Raw genomic sequence first — 17923 nt, forward strand, 5'->3', positions numbered from 1 at the left:
GAAGAGGGGAGGGGCAGCGGGCTCAGCGGACCGGGAAGGCGAAGGTCTTCTTCCGAAAGAGCAGCAGCACCGCAAGCACCACGGCCGGGATGATCCAGCCGGACCAGCCCTGCAGCGTGGCCATGCGGAAGTCGATGTTCCCGCCGAACTCAGAGAACCAGTAGTGCAGCACAGTGGCCGCGGTGATCATGGACTGAGCGAAGGCCGCAGGCCAGATGGAGCCTGAGCGCATACGCAACCAAGCCAGCAGGCCGCCGATGATGGTGCAGAAGCCGAGCATCAGGACCAGCGCCTCGAAGAGCGCGGTCTGGTCGTAGAAGAAGCCCACCGACAGCAGCGGGGCGTACCAGAGGCCCGAGGCCAGGCCGGTCAGTCCCACTGCGGGCAGCACGCCCCAACGCTGCTGCAGCCGCGGGTAGAGGTAGCCGCGCCAGCCCATCTCCTGGCCGGCGTGCAGGAAGACCAGGGCTGCGGCCATGCCGAAGATGACTCCGGCCTCGACCAGCAGGCCGGTGGCGATGAACTCCGTGGGGTCATGGCCCAGCCGGGTGCCCAGGTCCTGGACGAAGATCGGCATGGAGGAGTCGAAGGGATAGACCCCCAGCAGTCCGCCCAGCGGCAGGGCGGCCAGGCTGAAGACGAAGAAGATGAGCAGCGCCAGCACGCTCCAGCCCAGCAGCCGGCCCACCGGGCGCAGCGGGGTGATGCCCAGGGCGTCGACCAGCTTCTGCGGACGGAAGCGGTCGGCGTCGTCGTCGGTGATGTGTCCGTACAGGGTGGTCACGCTCTGGCGGCGCTCCAGCAGATAGGCGACGACGGCGGCCACTGCCGGGGTGAGCATGAACAGGTTGTAGTAGGCATCCATGGGGGCCTCCGCCAGTTCTGTGGGGTCCAGCAGGACCAGCGGTGTGGCGATCAGCCAGCCCAAGGCGAGGCTGACCACCACAAAGGTGCTCAGGATGACCAGTGGTGTGCGGGGGACGCTGGCGGTAGTCACAGGCCCCGACGATACCGGTTCACCCTGGAGAGGCGATATTCGCCGTTCGCGCTCTCCAGGGTCCGCGGTCTCAGGTGTTCAGCCCTGGCGTCGGGCGATGAAGAACAGGCGCCGGAACGGAAGGATGGTGCCGATGCGGCTCTGCGGGTAGGCCTCGCGCAGTGCAGCGGCGTAGTCGGCGATGAACTGCTCACGCTCGGCGTCGGGAAGCGCCTGCAGCACCGGGCGTGCGGCAGTGGAGGAGATCCACTGGAAGACCGGATCCTCGCCCTGCAGGACGTGGTGGTAGCGGGTCTCCCAGGCGTCCACGGTCCACCCGGGCTGAGCGACGTCGTGCATGTAGTCGGTCGGCTCAGCGGTGGGCTGCAGCAGCGAGTCCGGGTCGATGTGACGGGCGAACTCGGGCTTGGCCGCATACTCGGCCAGCAGTTGGTGGCTGGGCGCGTTGAAGTTGCCGGGAACCTGCACCGAGAGGGCACCGCCGGGGGCCACCAGCTCCATGAGCCGAGGGAGCAGGGCGCGGTGGTCGGGCAACCACTGCAGGGCCGCATTGGAGACCACCAGGTCAGCGGGCTGCTCCAGTCCGAGGGCCCCCAGGCTGAGGTCGCGGATGTCGGCGTGGACGTAGCGGATGCCGGCGTCGGCCTCAGTGGAGGCGGCGGCGCGCTCGAGCATCTCCGCACTGGAGTCCACCCCGATGATCTGGGCGTGGGGGTACATGGCCCGCAGGATGGGCATGCCGTTGCCGGGGCCGCAGCCCAGGTCGATGATGGTGACGGCCTCCGGGCGTTGGGTGCGCTGGAGCAGGTCGATGAAGGGCTGAGTGCGTTCCGAGGCGTAGGTCAGATACGCCCCCGGATTCCACGGGGAGCTGGGCATGGACTCATTCTAGGTTTCCACAGCCGGCCCGACGCCGGACCCGTCACGCAGGGACATGTTGAAACCTGGGTCACAGGCTAGGAGTCATAGGCCGGTGTCCGGCACGACCTTGCCGGGGTTCATGATGTTCTGCGGGTCCAGGGCCTGCTTGATCGCCAGCATGGCCGGGATGGCCGAGGCGTGTTCCTCGGCCATGGAGGTGACTTTGCCGCTGCCGATCCCGTGCTCGCCGGTGCAGGTGCCGCCGGCCTCCAGCGCGCGGGCCACCACCTGCTGATTGATGGCCTTGGCCTTCTCGAAGGTCTCGACGTCCTCCGGCGGCAGCACATAGGCCACGTGGAAGTTCCCGTCACCCACATGCCCGACGATCGGCGCGATCAGTCCGGCCTCGTCCACGTCCTGCTTGGCGGCCAGCACCGCCTCGGCCAGCCGGGAGATGGGCACGCAGACATCCGAGATCATCGGGGTGGAGCCGGGGATCAGAGACAACGACGCCGGCAGCGCATCATGGCGGGCCTGCCAGATCCGCGCGGACTCTGCCGGGTCGGTGGCCTGGTCGGCCAGTGTGGCCGCATACGTCCCGGCCAGGGCGCTGAACTGGGCGAACTGGGCGGCCACATCGGCGTCGTTGCCCTCGAACTCCACCATCAGCGTGGGTGCCACCGGGAAGGTCATGCCGTTGTGGTCGGCCAGGGCGCCGATGGTCAGCTCATCGAGCAGCTCCACCCGGGCGATCCGCAGCGAGGAGCGCAGCGCGGCGACCACCAGCTCGGTGGCCGCGGCCAGAGTGGGCAGGGACCAGATGCTGACCTGGGCGGTCTCCGGGATGGGGTGGACCTTCACGGTGACCTCGGTGATGACCCCGAGTGTGCCCTCCGCGCCCACCAGCAGATGGGTGAGGTCATAGCCGGCCGAGGACTTCTTGGTGATCCCGCCGGTGGTGACCACTGTGCCGTCGGCCAGCACGGCGGTCAGCCCGATGACGTTCTCCTTCAGCGTGCCGTAGCTGACGGCGGTGGTGCCGCTGGCGCTGGTGGAGGTCATTCCGCCCACGCTGGCGTCCACTCCGGGTCCCACGGGGAACATCAGGCCGTGGGGCTGCAGGGCAGTGTTCAGCGAGGACTTCATGACACCGGCCTGGACCTTGGCGTACATGTCATCGGCGGCGATCTCGATGACCTGGTCCATCGGGGAGAGGTCCAGGCAGATGCTCTGTGCGCTGGTGGTGGATCCGCCCTCCAGCCCAGTGCCGGAGCCGCGGGGGACCACCGGAGTGTTGTGCAGCGAGCAGATCCGCACCGCTGCGGCCACCTCCTCGGTGCTGGACGGCCGAACCACGGCAAGCGGCGGTTCGCCCGGGTGATAGGAACGGTCCTGGGCCTTCTGGGCGCGCAGGGCGGGATCGGTGATGACCAGATCACCGAGGGATTCGGTCAATGCCGCGACGACGGCGTCGCTGGAAGTCTCTGCCATGCCTCTATTCTGCATGGTCCAGGGAGGGAGGCGTCCCCAGGAGCCCGTTCCGACTCCTGGAGACGCGAAACTCTCGCTTTACCAGCCGGTTCTAGCTTTACCTGCCCGAATCTGCAGGGGTTCTCTGAGTTCTGCTTGGTAAAACGAGGGTGGTGCGGCGGGTGCTTCACGACGGCGCCCGCACGCGAGATACCCCGCACGCGAGATACGAGGTGAGACCCGGCCCGGGCCGCCCAGCTCCGGCCGAGCCCCACCCCTGGTCTGTGGTTCAGCTGATGTGGCCCTCCACGCTGCGGCGGACCCGGCCGAACATGGCGCTGACCGCGCGCAGCCGCAGCGGCGCGATGACCCGTCCCATGCCCAGCTGCTCGCCGATGTCCATCGGGGCGCCCAGGATCGCGTCATAGCTCTGCCCGCTCAACCCGTGCTGGATGATGGAGGCGAAGCCGCGGGTGGTCGGGACCTCTTCCGGCGCGGCGAAGAAGAACTCAGCCGTGCGGTCCTCATCGCGGAACTCCGTGGCCAGGAACAGCGGAGTCTGGCACTCGAGAACCTCGTCCATCTGGTGGAAGTTCTCGCGGTAGGCCTCCGGCAGCTCGGGCAGCCGGTTGGCGTAGTCCAGCAGCAGCTTCAGCCGCTGCTGATCAGGGACTGCCCGGAACTCCTCGAAGATCTCAGCCAGCGGGGCGGCGGCGGCCGCGCTGGGTTGGGCCGCACTGGCCCCGGCCGCCCCGCCGGTCTGAGCTGCTGTGCTCTGCGAAGTCACCGTGCCGGTGCCTCGCCGCGCTCCTCACCGACCACGATGGGCAGACGCACTGCGTTGCCCCACTCGGTCCAGGAGCCGTCGTAGTTGCGCGCCTTGTCGTAGCCCAGCAGGTGCTGCAGCACGAACCAGGTGTGGGAGGAGCGCTCGCCGATGCGGCAGTAGGCGATGACCTCATCAGCCTTCCCGACGCCGGCCTCCTCCTGGTAGATGGCCTCCAGTTCCTCGCGGGACTTGAAGGTTCCGTCCTCGTTGGCGGCACGGGCCCACGGCACCGAAGCGGCAGTGGGGATGTGGCCGCCGCGCAGCGCGCCTTCCTTGTCCTCGAAGCCCGGTGCGGAGGTCACCTCACCGGTGTACTCGGCGGGGGAGCGCACATCCACCAGGGGCGCCTTGCCGATTGAGCCCAGCACGTCCTCGCGGTAGGCGCGGAACTCGGCGTCGTTACGGGTGGCCGGGACCGGGTAGGTGGACGGGGTGGGAGTGGGCACATCGGTGGTGAGCTCGCGGCCCTCGTCGGTCCACTTCTGGCGGCCGCCGTCGATCAGGCGCAGATCCTTGTGGCCGAACAGGGTGAAGACCCAGAGGGCGTAGGCGGCCCACCAGTTGGACTTGTCTCCGTAGAAGATCACGGTGGACTCCGGGGTGATGCCCAGCTTGGAGGCGAAGGCCGCGAACTGCTCGGGGTCGATGAAGTCGCGGGTCACTGGGTCGTTGAGGTCGGTGTGCCAGTCGATCTTGTGAGCGCCGGGGATGTGGCCGGTCTCGTAGAGGAGCACATCCTCATTGGACTCGAGCAGCACGACGTTCTCGTCATCCTTGTGCTCGGCCACCCACTCGGTGGAGACCAGAGCCTCAGGGTTGGAGTACTGGGAGAAGTCCTTCGACATCTTTTCTCTTCCTTTCACACAGGAGTCGGCGCGAGGTGTTTCCACCGCCCTCGATCCTCCAATCTGCCACAGGAGGAGCGCAGGAATGAATGCATGAACATTTATGAACTTTTGTAACACGAGTGCTGTGACGGCCCTCCGTTTTCCTCTAGCGTGAACGCCAGGCGGACACGGATCATCAGCAGAGAGGACGGCAGCGATGGCTACAGCGGGCACCCGCAGGTGGACCTGCCTCACCGCGGCCGCAGGGTCCGCTGTGCTGATGACCGGCTGCATGGGCGCCGGCGACCAGCTCAACGTCGTCGGCTATGGTTCCCCCGCCGAGGCCAACAGTGAAGTGTTCAACGCCTTCACTCAGACATCTGCCGGCGAAGGCCTCGCCCAGGCCGAGTCCTACGGAGCCTCCGGAGACCAGTCCCGAGCCGTGGGAAACGGCCAGCCCGCCGACTTCGTCCACTTCTCCATCGAGCCTGATGTCAGCCGGCTCGCCGACCAGGGCCTGGTGGCCCAGGACTGGAACGACAACGCCTGGGACGGCCACGTCACCACTTCTGTGGTGGTGCTGGTGGTCCGCGAGGGCAACCCCGATGACATCACCGACTGGGAGGACCTGGTCCGCGAAGACGTCGAAGTGGTCACCCCCAACCCCGGGTCCTCCGGGGCGGCCCGCTGGAACATCCTGGCCGCCTACCTCTCCCAGATCCAGGCCGGCGGCACCGAGCAGGAAGCCGACGAGTTCACCGAAGACGTGGTGGAGAACATCGTGGCCTTCCCCGGATCAGGGCGCGACGCCACCACCTCCTTCCTGGACGGCACCGGCGATGTCCTCCTCTCCTATGAGAACGAGGCCATCCTGGGCCTGCAGCAGGGGGAGGAGTACGACTACATCGTCCCGGACCGCTCGCTGCTCATCCAGAACGCCGCCGCGGTCACCGAGGAGGCCCCGGAGGAGGCCCGCGAGTTCCTCGACTTCGCCGTGAGCCCCGCCGGTCAGGAGATCTACGCTGACTTCGGCTTCAGGCCCATCGACTATGCGGCCGATGAGGCGGAGATCGGGGAGATCGAGGGCGCAGGCGACCCCTCGGACCCCTTCCCGGAGGTTGAGCGGCTGGCCACCATCGACGAGGATCTCGGCGGCTGGGACCAGGTGGTGGACGATTTCTTCGACGAGGACGGGACCATCACCGAGATCATCGAAGGGTCAGGACTGAACTGAGGCTGCCATGACTCCGACCACCTCTCCTTCCAGCGCGCCGGACAGCCGGGCCTCCGCCCCGGAACAGGCCACCTCCCGACGCGGGCGCGGCGTCGGGTCCGGCCGGCGCGGCCGTGGTCTGCGCACCACGCTGAACCTGCCGGCTTCCGCCGCACTGGGCGTCAGCGTCCTGTGGTTCAGCCTGCTGGTGCTCATCCCGCTGGCCCTGGTCTTCGTGGCCGCCGGCGAGCACGGGCTGGGCTACATGTGGGAGGTGCTGACCAACCAGCAGACCGCCAACGCCATCCGGCTGACCCTGACCGCGGCGGCCGCGGCCACGGCGGTGAACATCGTGATGGGCACGCTGATCGCCTGGGTGCTGGTCCGCGACCGCTTCCCAGGCAAGCGGCTGATCGAGCTGCTGATCGACATCCCCTTCGCCCTGCCCTCGCTGGTGGCCGGGTTGGTGCTGCTGAGCCTCTACGGTCCGGGCAGTCCGGTGGGTATCGACGTGTTGGGGACCCCCTATTCGGTGTTCCTGGCGGTGCTCTTCGTGACTCTGCCCTTCGTGGTGCGCACCGTGCAGCCGGTGCTCATGGCCATGGATGAGGAGGTCGAGCAGGCCGCCGAATCTCTGGGCGCCACCCGGGCCACCAACTTCCGTCGCGTGGTGCTGCCCGCACTGGCTCCGGCCATCGCCGCAGGGGCCACGCTGTCCTTCGCCCGCGGCGTCGGGGAGTTCGGTGCGCTGGTGCTGCTCACCGGTAATCGGCCCAACGTCTCCGAGGGTGCGCCCATCCGCATCCAGTCCTATATCGAGGTGGACAACACGGCGGCCGCGGCCTCGGTGGCGGTCTTCCTGCTGCTGGTGGCGCTGAGCGCCATCCTCGTCCTGGACCTGATCTCCCGGAGGGTGAGTCGGCATGCCTGAGACAGCCCAGCCCGACGCCGCCCAGCCAGACGCCGCCCGGGGAGCCTCTGCGCTGCGCACCCCTGCCCAGCGCACCGGCGCAGAGGGGACCATCCGTGATGACCTGGGCCGGGGACTGAACCTGCGCCAGCTGCTCGTGGTGGTCTATCTGTTCCTGCTGGTGGGCTGGCCGCTGTGGCGGGTGGTCCAGGAGACCTTCTTCTCCGGGGAGAACTACCTGGTCTCCGCGCTGCAGGACCCGGCCATCCAGTACGCCCTGCAGGTGACCTTGGCCGCCACGGCCTGGGCGGTGGTGCTCAACACCGTCTTCGGGATCACCGTGGGGATCCTGCTGGTCCGTTACGAGTTTCCCGGCAAGCGGGCGCTCTCGGCCCTGCTGGACCTGCCCACCTCGGTGTCCCCGATCGTCGTCGGGCTGTCCCTGCTGCTGGCCTACGGGCCCATCCACGGGGTGCTGGGCGGGCCGCTGTTCGACCTGGGCATCCGGCTGATCTTCTCCTTCCCGGGCATCGTTCTGGCGGTCACCTTCATCTCGCTGCCGTTGGTGCTGCGGGCTGTGGTGCCGGTGCTCCAGGAGGTGGGCACCGAGCAGGAGATGGCGGCGAAGTCCCTGGGCGCCAGCGGCTTCCAGGTGCTGCGTCGGATCACCCTGCCGAGCATCCGCTGGGCGGCGGCCTATGGGATCGTGCTGACCCTGGCCCGGGCCGTGGGCGAGTTCGGCGCCGTGGTGATCGTCTCCGGGGGCGTGGTGGGCCAGACCGAGACCGCCACGATCGCCGTGCAGCGCCTGCACCAGGGATTCGAGACCGGGCACGCCTATGCGGTGGGCTTCCTGCTGGCCCTGATCGCAGTGGCCGCACTGGTCATCGTGACCATCCTCCGACCGTCTGAGAAGCGATAGAGCTGTAGAGGAGACTGCCGTGGGCATCGAGATCCAGGGACTGAACAAGAGCTACGGGGACTTTGCCGCGCTGAAGGACATCACCCTCTCGGTGCCCTCCGGCGGGCTGACCGCGCTGCTGGGGCCCTCGGGCTCCGGAAAGACCACGCTGTTGCGCATCCTGGGCGGCCAGGAGTCCCCGGACACCGGGACGGTGCAGATCGACGGGCAGGACGTGACTGTGCTGCCGGCGCAGAAGCGCAACATCGGCTTCGTCTTCCAGCACTATGCGGCCTTCAAACACATGACCGTGGCCAAGAACGTGGCCTTCGGCCTGGAGATCCGCAAAGTGCCCAAGGCCCAGATCAGGGAGCGGGTGGAGGAGCTGCTGAGCCTGGTCCAGCTCTCCCAGCACGGGCATAAGATGCCCTCCCAGCTCTCCGGGGGTCAGCGACAGCGCATGGCCCTGGCCCGGGCGCTGGCCATCGACCCCTCGGTGCTGCTGCTGGATGAGCCCTTCGGGGCCTTGGACGCCAAAGTCCGCAAGGAGCTGCGCGACTGGCTGCGCCGCCTCCACGACGACGTCCACGTGACCAGCGTCTTCGTCACCCACGACCAGGAGGAGGCCCTGGAGGTGGCCGACACCATCGTGGTGGTCAACGAGGGGATCGTGGAGCAGGTCGGTACGCCGGAGGAGATCTACGACCACCCGGCCAGCGACTTCGTCTTCCAGTTCATCGGCGAGACCACACAGCTGGGCGAGGCGATGCTGCGCCCCCACGACGTACGGATCGTCCCGGAAGCCCAGATCTCCGAGGCGTCCGGCGCAGGGGGAGCGGCCGGCGTCGGGCCCTCCGGGCTGGGTGGTTCGGAACTGGGCTGGGTGCACTCCGGGGAGATCACGCGCTGGAACCGCGTGGGCTTCGAGATCCGCCTGGAGGTCACGCTCGACGCCACGGCGCAGGGTCCGGTGCAGCCGACCCCGGTCCACGTGCAGCTGACCCGCACCGAGGCCCGTGGGCTGGGCCTGAACCCGGGGGACCGGGTCACCGTGGCCCCGCACCCTGACGCCGAACTCCGCCCCGCCCACCGAGCCGCAGCCCGAGAACCCGCCCTCGTCTCTGCGTGAGTGCCGGTCGGCGGTCCGGGTGGGGTCACTCTGTCCTGCTTGCGAGCGGAGTGTGATCAGATACGCGCGGAACTCGAGCCGATTCGGCAGGAATTCCGCGCGTATCTGATCAAACCCCAGCCTCCCGGGCTTGGAACCGCGCGACCGACGCCGACGCCGCAGCAGCTCACCCCAGCACATCCCCCGCGATGGTCTCGCGGAGGATCTCGCTGGTGCCGCCGAAGATGGTCAGCAGCCGCACCGCCAGGTAGGCCTGGGCGACGGGGTACTCGAGGATGTATCCGTAGCCGCCGTGCAGCTGCAGGCAGGTGTCCACGGCGGACTTCGCCTCCTCAGCGGCCCAGAGCTTGGCCTTGGAGGCGGCGACCACGTCCAGCTCGCCGGCGTTGTGGGCGTCCACGGCTGCGGCGATGTAGCGCTGGGTGACCTCCAAGCGGGTCTGCAGGTCTGCCAGCTGGAAGCGGGTGTTCTGGAACTGGGTCAGCGGGCCGTCGAAGGCCTGGCGCTCGCCCACGTAGCTGATGGTCTGGCGCAGCGCCTCGCCGGCGACCACAGTGGCTGCGGCGGCCACGGCCAGCCGGCCCTGGGGCAGGATCGACTTGGCGATCTCCAGGCCCTTCCCCTCGGCCCCGATCATGTTCTCGGCCGGGATGTGGACCTCGTCGAAGAACAGCTCGGCGGTGTCGGAGGCTCTGAGCCCCATCTTCTCCAGCTGGGAGCCGGGCCGGTAGCCCAGGTTGTCCTCCTTCTGGACGAGGAACAGGCTGAACGACGACGCCGATCCGCGCTCCTTCACATCGGAGCCGTCGGTCCGTGCCAGCACCAGTGCGCCGTCGCCGGAGATGCCGTTGCCGATGAAGGTCTTCTGGCCGCTGAGGATCCAGCTGTCGTCCTCCTGCTTCACAGCCTTGGTGCGCACGCCGCGCAGGTCGGAGCCGGCGCCGGGCTCGGTGAAGGCCACGGAGGTGACGAAGGAGGCGTCCATGAATCGGGGCAGCCACCCGGCTTTCTGCTCCTCAGTGCCGAACTGCAGCACCGCGGGCAGCACCCAGTCGTCGTGCAGGTGCAGGGCCAGGGCCACGCCGAGGGCATCGGCGCGGGCCAGCTCCTCGTCGATGATCATCCGGAACCGGTAGTCCTGAAGCCCCATGCCGCCGTGCTCCTCGGGCACGGCCAGGCCGAGCAGCCCGTTCTCGGAGGCCTTCTCCCACAGGGCGCGGTCGATCATATGGTCCGCATCCCACTGCCTATAGTGTGGGGAGACCTCACGGGTGACGAATTCCCGGACGACCTGACGGAACTCCTCGTGGATCTCCTCGTAGAAACCAGGGAACATCGACTACCTCTCATAACAGGACGGCACAGCGGTGGATGACGAGGCGCTCGGGCCTCAGCTCTCCTGGGGCGGGAGCGCGGCGATGACCTCGTGATCCTTCTCGATCAGACCGAGTTTGGCCGCACCGCCGGGGGAGCCGACGTCGTCGAAGAACTCGACGTTGGCCCGGTAGTACTCCGACCACTCCTCGGGAAGATCATCCTCATAATAGATGGCCTCCACGGGGCAGACGGGTTCGCAGGCACCGCAGTCCACGCATTCGTCCGGGTGGATGTAGAGGGAACGTTCGCCCTCGTAGATGCAGTCCACCGGGCATTCGTCGATGCAGGCCTTGTCCTTCAGATCCACACAGGGCAGGGCGATGATGTAGGTCACCGGTCAGCCTTCCCGGCCGCGTCCACAGTCTCCAGGGCGCGGGAGACGCGGACCATCTCCTCGCGCGGGACCACCTTCACGCGTTCGCGGATGCCGCCGTCGGGCAGCTCGCCCCAGCCTTCGCCCAGGGAGCGCTCGTGGGCGTCCAGGGCGATCCAGCCGTCCCAGGAGGTGGGCTCCACTCCGCGGGACTCCAGCAGCTCCACGACGTCGACCCCCGGTTCGGCCGGTGCGGGCAGACTGGGCAGGTCCTCCAGCAGGCATCCGATGGTCTCGGAGGCGTCGCCCTTGGTGTGCCCGATCAGGCCCACCGGGCCGCGTTTGATCCAGCCGGTGGCGTAGATGCCGGTCAGGTGTTCGCCGTTCTCGTCGACGACGCGGCCGGCCTGGTTGGGGATGACGCCGCGCTCGGCGTCGAAGGGCACTTCTGCCAGCGGGCTGCCGAAGTAGCCGATGGCCCGGTAGACGGCCTGGACGTCGTAGTCCACGTACTCGCCGGTGCCGCGGACGTTGCCGCTGCCGTCGAGCTCCTGCCGCTCGAAGCGGATGCCGCTGACCTTGCCGTCACGGCCACTGTCGGTGTCACCGCCGATCTCCACGGGGGAGTGCAGGAAGTGCAGGTGCAGACGGCGCGACGCCGGCTCGGTCCGCTCCTCCTGCTCCACCAGCCAGTTGGCCAGCGTGTTGACCATGGTCTTGACCTGGTTGTTGGTCTTGATGGCCTCATCGGAGGCCTCGTCGAACTCGAAGTCCTCCTCGTAGAGCACGATGTCCACGTCCTTGGAGTGGGCCAGCTCGCGCAGCTCCAGCGGGGTGAACTTCACCTGGGCGGGGCCGCGGCGGCCGAAGACGTGCACATCGGTGACGGGCGAGGACTTCAGACCCTGGTAGACGTTGTCCGGGATCTCGGTCTCCAGCAGGTCGTCGGCGTGCTTGGAGAGCACCCGGGCCACGTCCAGGGCCACATTGCCGTTGCCCAGCACGGCGACCTTCTGGGCATCCAGCGGCCATTCGCGCGGGTAGTCGGGGTGGCCGTCGTACCAGGAGACGAAGTCTGCGGCGCCGAAGCTGCCGTCCAGCTCGATGCCGGGGATGTTCAGCGCGGCGTCGTCGATGGCTCCGGTGGAGAAGATGACGGCGTCGTAGTGGCGCTGCAGATCCTCCCGGGTGAGGTCGGTGCCGTAGTCGACGTTGCCGATGAAGCGGATCTTGCCGCGCTCCATGACCTTGTGCAGGGCCTTGACGATCCCCTTGATGCGCGGGTGGTCCGGGGCCACGCCGTAGCGGATGAGCCCGAAGGGCGCGGGGTAGCGGTCGAAGAGGTCGATCTCCACATGCTCGCCCTGTTCGGAGCGGGAGAGGATGTCTGCTGCGTAGACACCGGCGGGGCCGGCGCCGATCACGGCGATGCGAAGTGTCCGATCAGTCATGGCTGCCTTTGCGAAGTCGTTGTGTGTGCGAGGTCTGCTGCGGGCTGGTAGAGCTCAGCCCAGTGGTCGGCCAGGGTGACCACCTCACCGACCACGATCACCGCCGGGTTGGCCACCTGACGCTGTGCCGCCAGATCGGCGATGTCGCCCAGCCGGCCCAGGGTGACCCGCTGCTGCGGGGTCCAGCCGGCCTCCACGATCCCCACGGGGGTCTCGGCGGCGAAGCCGTTGACCATCAGCGCGGTGGCGGTGCGGCGCAGGGTCTTCACACCCATCAGGATCACCAGGGTATGCCCTTCGGCCCGGGGGATGACACCCAGGTCCTCGTGGCCGGTGACCACGGTGAATCCGCGGGAGATCCCCCGGTGGGTCAGCGGGATGCCGGCCGCGGCCGGAACTGAGATCGCCGAGGTGATCCCGGGGACCACCTCCACCTCGATCCCGTAGCGCCGGCAGTGCTCGCGCTCCTCGGAGCCGCGGCCCAGGATGAAGGGGTCACCGCCCTTCAGTCGCGCCACCGTCCGTCCGGCCAGCGCGTGCTCCACCAGCAGCGCGTTGATCTGCTCCTGCGGAGTGCTGTGATGCCCGGGGGCCTTCCCGACGTCGATGACCTCCACCTCCGGTGCGAGGTCCTCCAGCAGCCCGCGGGGGCCCAGCCGGTCGGCCACGACGACGTCGGCCGCCTGCAGCAGCTCCCGGCCGCGCTCGGTGATCAGCGACTCCTCTCCGGGGCCGCCGCCGATGAGGGAGACGGTGCTCATGATGACAGCCACTCCTCATCACTCTGAGCTTCAGGCTCCTCCTCCGGCTCGGGGACGCGGATCATGCCGGCTGCCAACGTGTTGCCGTCGGTGGGGTCGATCAGCAGGGCCGCTCCGGTGCGCTTGGACACCGAGTAGTCGTCCACCGGCAGAGTGGAGGCCAGCTTGACCTCCACGGTGCCGATGTCGTTGAGCTGAAGCTCCTCGGCGGCCTCGGAGGTCAGCGTGCTGAGGTCCAGACGGTCGTGGATCTCGGTGACCAGGGCCTTGACGGTGGCGGTGCCGTGCTTGAACAGCACCCGGGCCCCGGGCTTCAGCGGGCTGTCGGCCAGCCAGGCCACCCGGGTGGTCAGCTCGTCGAGCTCCGCGGCGGGACGCTCCGGATCCGTGATCAGGGTGCCGCGGGCGGCGTCGAACTCTCCGGCGAGCTGGATGGTGACCGACTCGCCGGGGGTGGCCAGCTGGGGCATGCCCTCGCCGCCCGCCAGCTGGGTCTGCAGCTCGGTGCGCTCCACCGAGGTCACCTCGGTGATGTGGCTGCCGGGCTGCAGGCGCACGCGGTCCCCGGGTTGGAGGAAGCCGGAGGCGATCTGCCCGGCGTAGCCGCGGTAGTCCTGGTGGGGGCGGATGACGGTCTGGACCGGCAGCCGCAGCGGCTCCTCGCTGCGCAGCGAGGTGTCGGCGTCGGGAAGCTCCTCCAGGATGGGGAGCAGAGCCTGGCCCAGGTGCTCCGGGGCGCGGTACCAGGGAGTGCGGTCGGAGACGGTCACCACGTTGTCCCCGTGCAGGGCTGAGACCGGGATGACCCGCGGATCCGGGCTGCCCAGCTCGGCGGCCACGGCGCGGATGTCCTGCTCCACGGCCCGGAAGGCCTCCTCGGAGTAGTCCACGGCGTCGATCTTGTTGACCGCGATGATCACATGCTCCACGCGGAGCAGCGTGGCCACAGCCAGGTGCCGGCGGGTCTGCTCCACCACACCGTTGCGCACATCCACCAGCAGCACCACGGCATCGGCGGTGGAGGTGCCGGTGACGGTGTTGCGGGTGTACTGCACGTGGCCGGGGCAGTCGGCCAGCACAAAGCTGCGCCGGTCGGTGGCGAAGTAGCGGTAGGCCACATCGATGGTGATGCCCTGCTCGCGCTCGGCGCGCAGGCCGTCGGTCAGCAGCGCGAGGTCCAGCGGCTGCTCCGCCAGCTCGCCACGGTCGCTCTGACCGGGGGCCTCGCCGGCGTCGAAGCCGCGCTCGGCCGAAGTGCGGGCCACTGAGGCCAGCTGGTCGGAGAGGATGGCCTGAGCGTCGTGGAGCAGGCGGCCCACCAGGGTGGATTTGCCGTCGTCCACGCTTCCGGCGGTGGCCAGCCGGAACAGCGAGCCGGTCTGGTCTGAGTTCGGGGTGATCAAAAGTAACCGTCCTTCTTGCGGTCTTCCATGGCGGCTTCGCTGAGCCGATCATCGGCACGGGTTGCTCCGCGCTCGGTGACCGTGGCGGCGGCGACCTCCTGGAGGACGAGTTCATTGGTGGTGGCCTCGGAGAGCACGGCGCCGGTGCAGGACATATCGCCCACGGTCCGGTAGCGCACCTGCATGGTCTCCACAGGCTCCTCCTCGGTGGGCAGGCTGTGGGGCCCGACGGCGCGGATCATGCCGTCGCGGCGGAAGACCTGCCGGTGGTGGGCGTAGTACAGCGGGGGCAGCTCGATGCCCTCGGCGGCGATGTAGCGCCACACATCAAGCTCGGTCCAGTTGCTGATGGGGAAGGCCCGGACATGCTGGCCGGGGGTGTGCCGGCCGTTGTACAGGTTCCACAGCTCGGGCCGCTGGCTGCGCGGATTCCACTGGCCGAACTCATCGCGCAGCGAGAGGATCCGCTCCTTGGCTCGTGCCCGGTCCTCATCCCGGCGGGCGCCGCCGAAGACGGCGTCGAACCGGTTGTCCCGGATGGTGTTGAGCAGCGGCACCGTCTGCAGCGGGTTGCGGGTGCCGTCGGCGCGCTCCTGCAGCTCACCGGAGTCGATGAGCTCCTGGACCGAGCCGACCACCAGGCGCAGGCCCAGCCGCTCGACGGTGCGGTCGCGGAAGTCGATGACCTCTTCGAAGTTGTGGCCGGTGTCGATGTGGACCACCGGGAAGGGGACGGGTCCGGGGTGGAAGGCCTTGGCGGCCAGGTGCAGCATGACCACAGAGTCCTTGCCGCCGGAGAAGAGCATGGCGGGGCGGTCGAACTCGGCGACCACCTCGCGGATGATGTGGATGGATTCGGCCTCGAGCCGTGCCAGTGAACTCATGAGGTGGCCTCCGTGGTGTGGATGCCGCATTCGACCTTGCCGGAGCCGGCCCAGCGGCCGGACCGCGGGTCCTCTCCGGGGGCGACGGGCTGGGTGCAGGGCTGGCAGCCGATGGAGGGGTATCCGTTCTCCAGCAGCAGGTTCACCGGGACGCTGTGCTCGTGGGAGTAGCTGACCAGGTCATCGAAGCTCCAGGTGGCCAGCGGGTTGACCTTGATCAGCCCGTGCAGCTCGTCGAAGGTCACCAGGGGAGTGTCGATCCGGGTGGGGGCCTCATCGCGGCGGACTCCGGTGAACCAGAGCCTATAGCCGGTCAGAGCCTCGGCCAGCGGCTCCATCTTGCGCATCCGGCAGCAGGCGGCCGGATCAGAGGCGAAGAGGTCCTTGCCGTGCTTCTCGTCCTGCTCGGCTACGGTCAGCCTGGGCGTCACATCCACGATGTTCACGTCCAGGGCGCGGGCGACCTCGTTGCGCTCGGCGATGGTCTCGGCGAAGTGGTAGCCGGTCTCCAGGAACAGCACGTCCACGCCGGGGATCTGTTCGGCCACCAAGGCCGGCAGCACAGCGTCCTGCATGGAGCAGGCGACGGCGACCTCACGGGTGGGGAAGTTCGCGGCGACCCAGGCGATGACGTCCTCGGCTCGGGCGTCCCAGTCCAGTGCCTCCGCGCCGGACTGAGCCAGGGCACGCAGCTCTGCCGTCTCTGTCTGCTGCTCCGAGGCGGTCTGCTGCTCCGGGGTGGGGTAGATGGTCATGCTCGGCTCCCTTCCTGCTCTTCCGGGTCCTCCAGCTGGAGGTGGGACTCGTCCACCCGATGGGCCCATTCGGCGAAGGTCACTGAGGCGCTGCTGCGGGTGCGCAGGTACCGACGGATCAGAGCTTCGCTGTAGTCCACCAGGCCGTCTGCGGTGACCTTCAGCCCGCGCACGGTGCGGCCCAGGCCCGGGTCCTCCCGGTCGCTGGAGGCGAGTCCGCCGCCCAGGTGGACCTGGAAGCCGGGGGTCTTCTCGCCGTCGTCGTCGGGAAGCAGCTGCCCCTTCAGCCCGATGTCCGCGGTCTGGATCCGGGCGCAGGAGTTGGGGCAGCCGTTGATGTGCAGGGTCAGGCGCTCGGGCAGCTGGTCGGCGACGTCGGCCAGGCGGGTCTCCAGCTGCTCGATGGTCTGGCGGGCGGTCACCTTGGTCTCCACGATGGCGAGCTTGCAGTACTCGATGCCGGTGCAGGCCATCGTGGAGCGGCGGAAGACAGTGGGCTCGGGATCCAGGTCCAGTGCCTTCAGGCCTTCCTTGACCGAGTCGATGTGCTCTGCCGCGATGTCCAGCACCACGATCTTCTGGTGAGGAGTGGTGCGCAGCCGGTGGGACCCGTGAGCCTCCAGCAGTTCGGCCAGACGGATCAGCAGCTCGCCGTCGACCCGTCCCACCACGGGGGCGGCTCCGATGTAGTAGCGTCCGTCCTTCTGCGGGTGGACACCCACGTGGTCCCCGGGGGTGGAAGGCGCCGGCGCGGGCGGGCCGTCCTTGAGCCGGTAGCCCAGGTACTCGTCCTCGATGACCTGGCGGAACTTCTGGGCGCCCCAGTCGTTGATCAGGAACTTCAGCCGGGCCTTATTGCGCAGCCGACGGTAGCCGTAGTCGCGGAAGGCCTGGGTGACCGCCTGCCAGACCTCGGGGGCCTCCGCCTCGGTGACGAAGGCGCCCAGGCGCTCGGCCAGCCGGGAGTTGGTGGACAGCCCGCCGCCGACCCAGACGTCGTAGCCGGGGCCGTGCTCGGCGTGGTCGATGCCGACCAGTCCGAAGTCGTTGATCTCGTGGACCACGTCCTGGCTGGGGTGGCCGGTGATCGCGGTCTTGTACTTGCGCGGCAGGTTCGAGAGCGTGTCGTCGCCGATGTAGCGCCGCGAGATCTCCTGGATCACCGGAGTGGGGTCGATGATCTCATCGGCGGAGATGCCGGCCACCGGAGACCCCAGGATGACGCGCGGGGTGTCGCCGCAGGCTTCAGTGGTGCCGAGGCCGACGGCTTCCAGGCGGCGCCAGATCTCGGGGACGTCCTCCACCCTGACCCAGTGCAGCTGGATGTTCTGCCGGTCGGTGACATCGGCGGTGTTGCGGGCGTAGTCGCGGGAGAGCTCGCCGATGGTCCGCAGCTGCTCGGTGGTCAGCGCGCCGCCGTCGATCCGGACCCGCAGCATGAAGTATTCGTCGTCCACCTCCTCGGGCGGCAGCGAGGTGTGGGCACCGGCCGGCACGCCGGGGCGGCGCTGGGTGTAGAGGCCCCACCAGCGGAAGCGGCCGCGCAGATCATCCGGCTCGATGGAGGCGAAGCCTTGCTTCGAGTAGATCTGCTCGATGCGCTCGCGGACGTTGAGGCCGTTGTCCGCCTGTTTGAACTCCTCGTTGTGGTTCAGCGGGTCCGTCCCGTCGACCTTCCACTGGCCGTTGGGGCGCTTGGACGGTCGGGCCGGACGCTTGGGTGCGGCGTCGGCGGTCTCGGTGGGTGTGAGTGAGGCCATGCGGCCACTCTAGAAGACCATGAATGAACTTATGAATTTGTTCGTAAACAAAGTTCATCCTCGCGGTCGGGCGAGTGCGACC

17 protein-coding genes are annotated in these 17923 nt (G+C 68.5%); 4 read left to right on the forward strand and 13 right to left on the reverse strand.

Going from position 1 to position 17923, the window contains the following annotated elements:
* Positions 1-22: 22 nt before the first annotated feature.
* The 5 genes from IEW85_RS10360 to IEW85_RS10380 all read right to left on the reverse strand — a co-directional run bounded on the left by IEW85_RS10360 (position 23) and on the right by IEW85_RS10380 (position 5002).
* Entirely contained in the window at positions 23-997 is a 975-nt protein-coding gene (locus tag IEW85_RS10360) for a CPBP family intramembrane glutamic endopeptidase (protein ID WP_188685394.1), read from the reverse strand.
* A 78-nt stretch (positions 998-1075) separates the two neighbouring features.
* Positions 1076-1876 carry a methyltransferase domain-containing protein gene (locus IEW85_RS10365; protein WP_188685396.1) on the reverse strand — a complete coding sequence of 267 codons (801 nt, stop codon included), beginning with the start codon at positions 1874-1876 and terminating at the stop codon, positions 1076-1078.
* Between the two features lie 84 nt (positions 1877-1960).
* Positions 1961-3349 carry an FAD-binding oxidoreductase gene (locus IEW85_RS10370; RefSeq protein ID WP_188685398.1) on the reverse strand — a complete coding sequence of 463 codons (1389 nt, stop codon included), beginning with the start codon at positions 3347-3349 and terminating at the stop codon, positions 1961-1963.
* A 268-nt stretch (positions 3350-3617) separates the two neighbouring features.
* Entirely contained in the window at positions 3618-4115 is a 498-nt protein-coding gene (locus IEW85_RS10375; RefSeq protein WP_188685401.1) for a SufE family protein, read from the reverse strand.
* Positions 4112-5002, reverse strand: a complete 891-nt coding sequence (locus IEW85_RS10380) for a sulfurtransferase (RefSeq protein ID WP_188685403.1) — start codon at positions 5000-5002, stop codon at positions 4112-4114. The genes IEW85_RS10375 and IEW85_RS10380 overlap by 4 nt, the downstream gene beginning before the upstream one ends.
* A 199-nt stretch (positions 5003-5201) precedes the next feature.
* Between IEW85_RS10380 and IEW85_RS10385 the strand changes: the two genes are divergently transcribed.
* The 4 genes from IEW85_RS10385 to IEW85_RS10400 are packed head-to-tail and all read left to right on the forward strand — an operon-like array spanning position 5202 to position 9137.
* Positions 5202-6218 carry a sulfate ABC transporter substrate-binding protein gene (locus IEW85_RS10385; protein ID WP_188685405.1) on the forward strand — a complete coding sequence of 339 codons (1017 nt, stop codon included), beginning with the start codon at positions 5202-5204 and terminating at the stop codon, positions 6216-6218.
* A gap of 7 nt (positions 6219-6225) precedes the next feature.
* Entirely contained in the window at positions 6226-7128 is a 903-nt protein-coding gene (locus tag IEW85_RS10390; RefSeq protein WP_188685407.1) for an ABC transporter permease, read from the forward strand.
* The gene (locus IEW85_RS10395; RefSeq protein WP_188685410.1) at positions 7121-8029 is read left to right on the forward strand and encodes a sulfate ABC transporter permease subunit; all 909 of its coding nucleotides are present in this window, start codon (positions 7121-7123) and stop codon (positions 8027-8029) included. The genes IEW85_RS10390 and IEW85_RS10395 overlap by 8 nt, the downstream gene beginning before the upstream one ends.
* Before the next feature lie 19 nt (positions 8030-8048).
* Positions 8049-9137, forward strand: coding sequence for a sulfate/molybdate ABC transporter ATP-binding protein (locus tag IEW85_RS10400; RefSeq protein WP_188685412.1), 1089 nt, complete (start codon positions 8049-8051; stop codon positions 9135-9137).
* 166 nt (positions 9138-9303) lie between these two features.
* Here the strand turns inward: IEW85_RS10400 and IEW85_RS10405 are convergent, their stop codons facing one another.
* The 8 genes from IEW85_RS10405 to IEW85_RS10440 are packed head-to-tail and all read right to left on the reverse strand — an operon-like array spanning position 9304 to position 17841.
* Positions 9304-10473, reverse strand: a complete 1170-nt coding sequence (locus IEW85_RS10405; RefSeq protein ID WP_188685414.1) for an acyl-CoA dehydrogenase family protein — start codon at positions 10471-10473, stop codon at positions 9304-9306.
* Positions 10474-10527: 54 nt separating this feature from the next.
* Entirely contained in the window at positions 10528-10848 is a 321-nt protein-coding gene (gene fdxA, locus IEW85_RS10410; protein WP_188685416.1) for a ferredoxin, read from the reverse strand.
* Positions 10845-12278: an FAD-dependent oxidoreductase gene (locus IEW85_RS10415; protein ID WP_188685418.1), complete on the reverse strand. Its 1434-nt coding sequence runs from the start codon at positions 12276-12278 to the stop codon at positions 10845-10847. Before IEW85_RS10415 ends, fdxA begins: the two co-directional genes overlap by 4 nt.
* The gene (cobA, locus tag IEW85_RS10420) at positions 12275-13039 is read right to left on the reverse strand and encodes a uroporphyrinogen-III C-methyltransferase (RefSeq protein ID WP_188685420.1); all 765 of its coding nucleotides are present in this window, start codon (positions 13037-13039) and stop codon (positions 12275-12277) included. The genes IEW85_RS10415 and cobA overlap by 4 nt, the downstream gene beginning before the upstream one ends.
* Positions 13036-14442 carry a sulfate adenylyltransferase subunit 1 gene (locus IEW85_RS10425; RefSeq protein WP_188685422.1) on the reverse strand — a complete coding sequence of 469 codons (1407 nt, stop codon included), beginning with the start codon at positions 14440-14442 and terminating at the stop codon, positions 13036-13038. The genes cobA and IEW85_RS10425 overlap by 4 nt, the downstream gene beginning before the upstream one ends.
* Entirely contained in the window at positions 14439-15326 is an 888-nt protein-coding gene (gene cysD / locus IEW85_RS10430) for a sulfate adenylyltransferase subunit CysD (protein ID WP_229658958.1), read from the reverse strand. The genes IEW85_RS10425 and cysD overlap by 4 nt, the downstream gene beginning before the upstream one ends.
* Positions 15323-16081, reverse strand: a complete 759-nt coding sequence (locus tag IEW85_RS10435) for a phosphoadenylyl-sulfate reductase (protein ID WP_188685426.1) — start codon at positions 16079-16081, stop codon at positions 15323-15325. The genes cysD and IEW85_RS10435 overlap by 4 nt, the downstream gene beginning before the upstream one ends.
* Complete coding sequence (locus tag IEW85_RS10440; RefSeq protein WP_188685428.1) at positions 16078-17841, reverse strand: nitrite/sulfite reductase; 1764 nt, start codon at positions 17839-17841, stop codon at positions 16078-16080. The genes IEW85_RS10435 and IEW85_RS10440 overlap by 4 nt, the downstream gene beginning before the upstream one ends.
* Positions 17842-17923: the final 82 nt, after the last annotated feature.

Source organism: Nesterenkonia cremea, from assembly GCF_014642675.1.
In the GTDB taxonomy this organism is placed as follows: domain Bacteria; phylum Actinomycetota; class Actinomycetes; order Actinomycetales; family Micrococcaceae; genus Nesterenkonia; species Nesterenkonia cremea.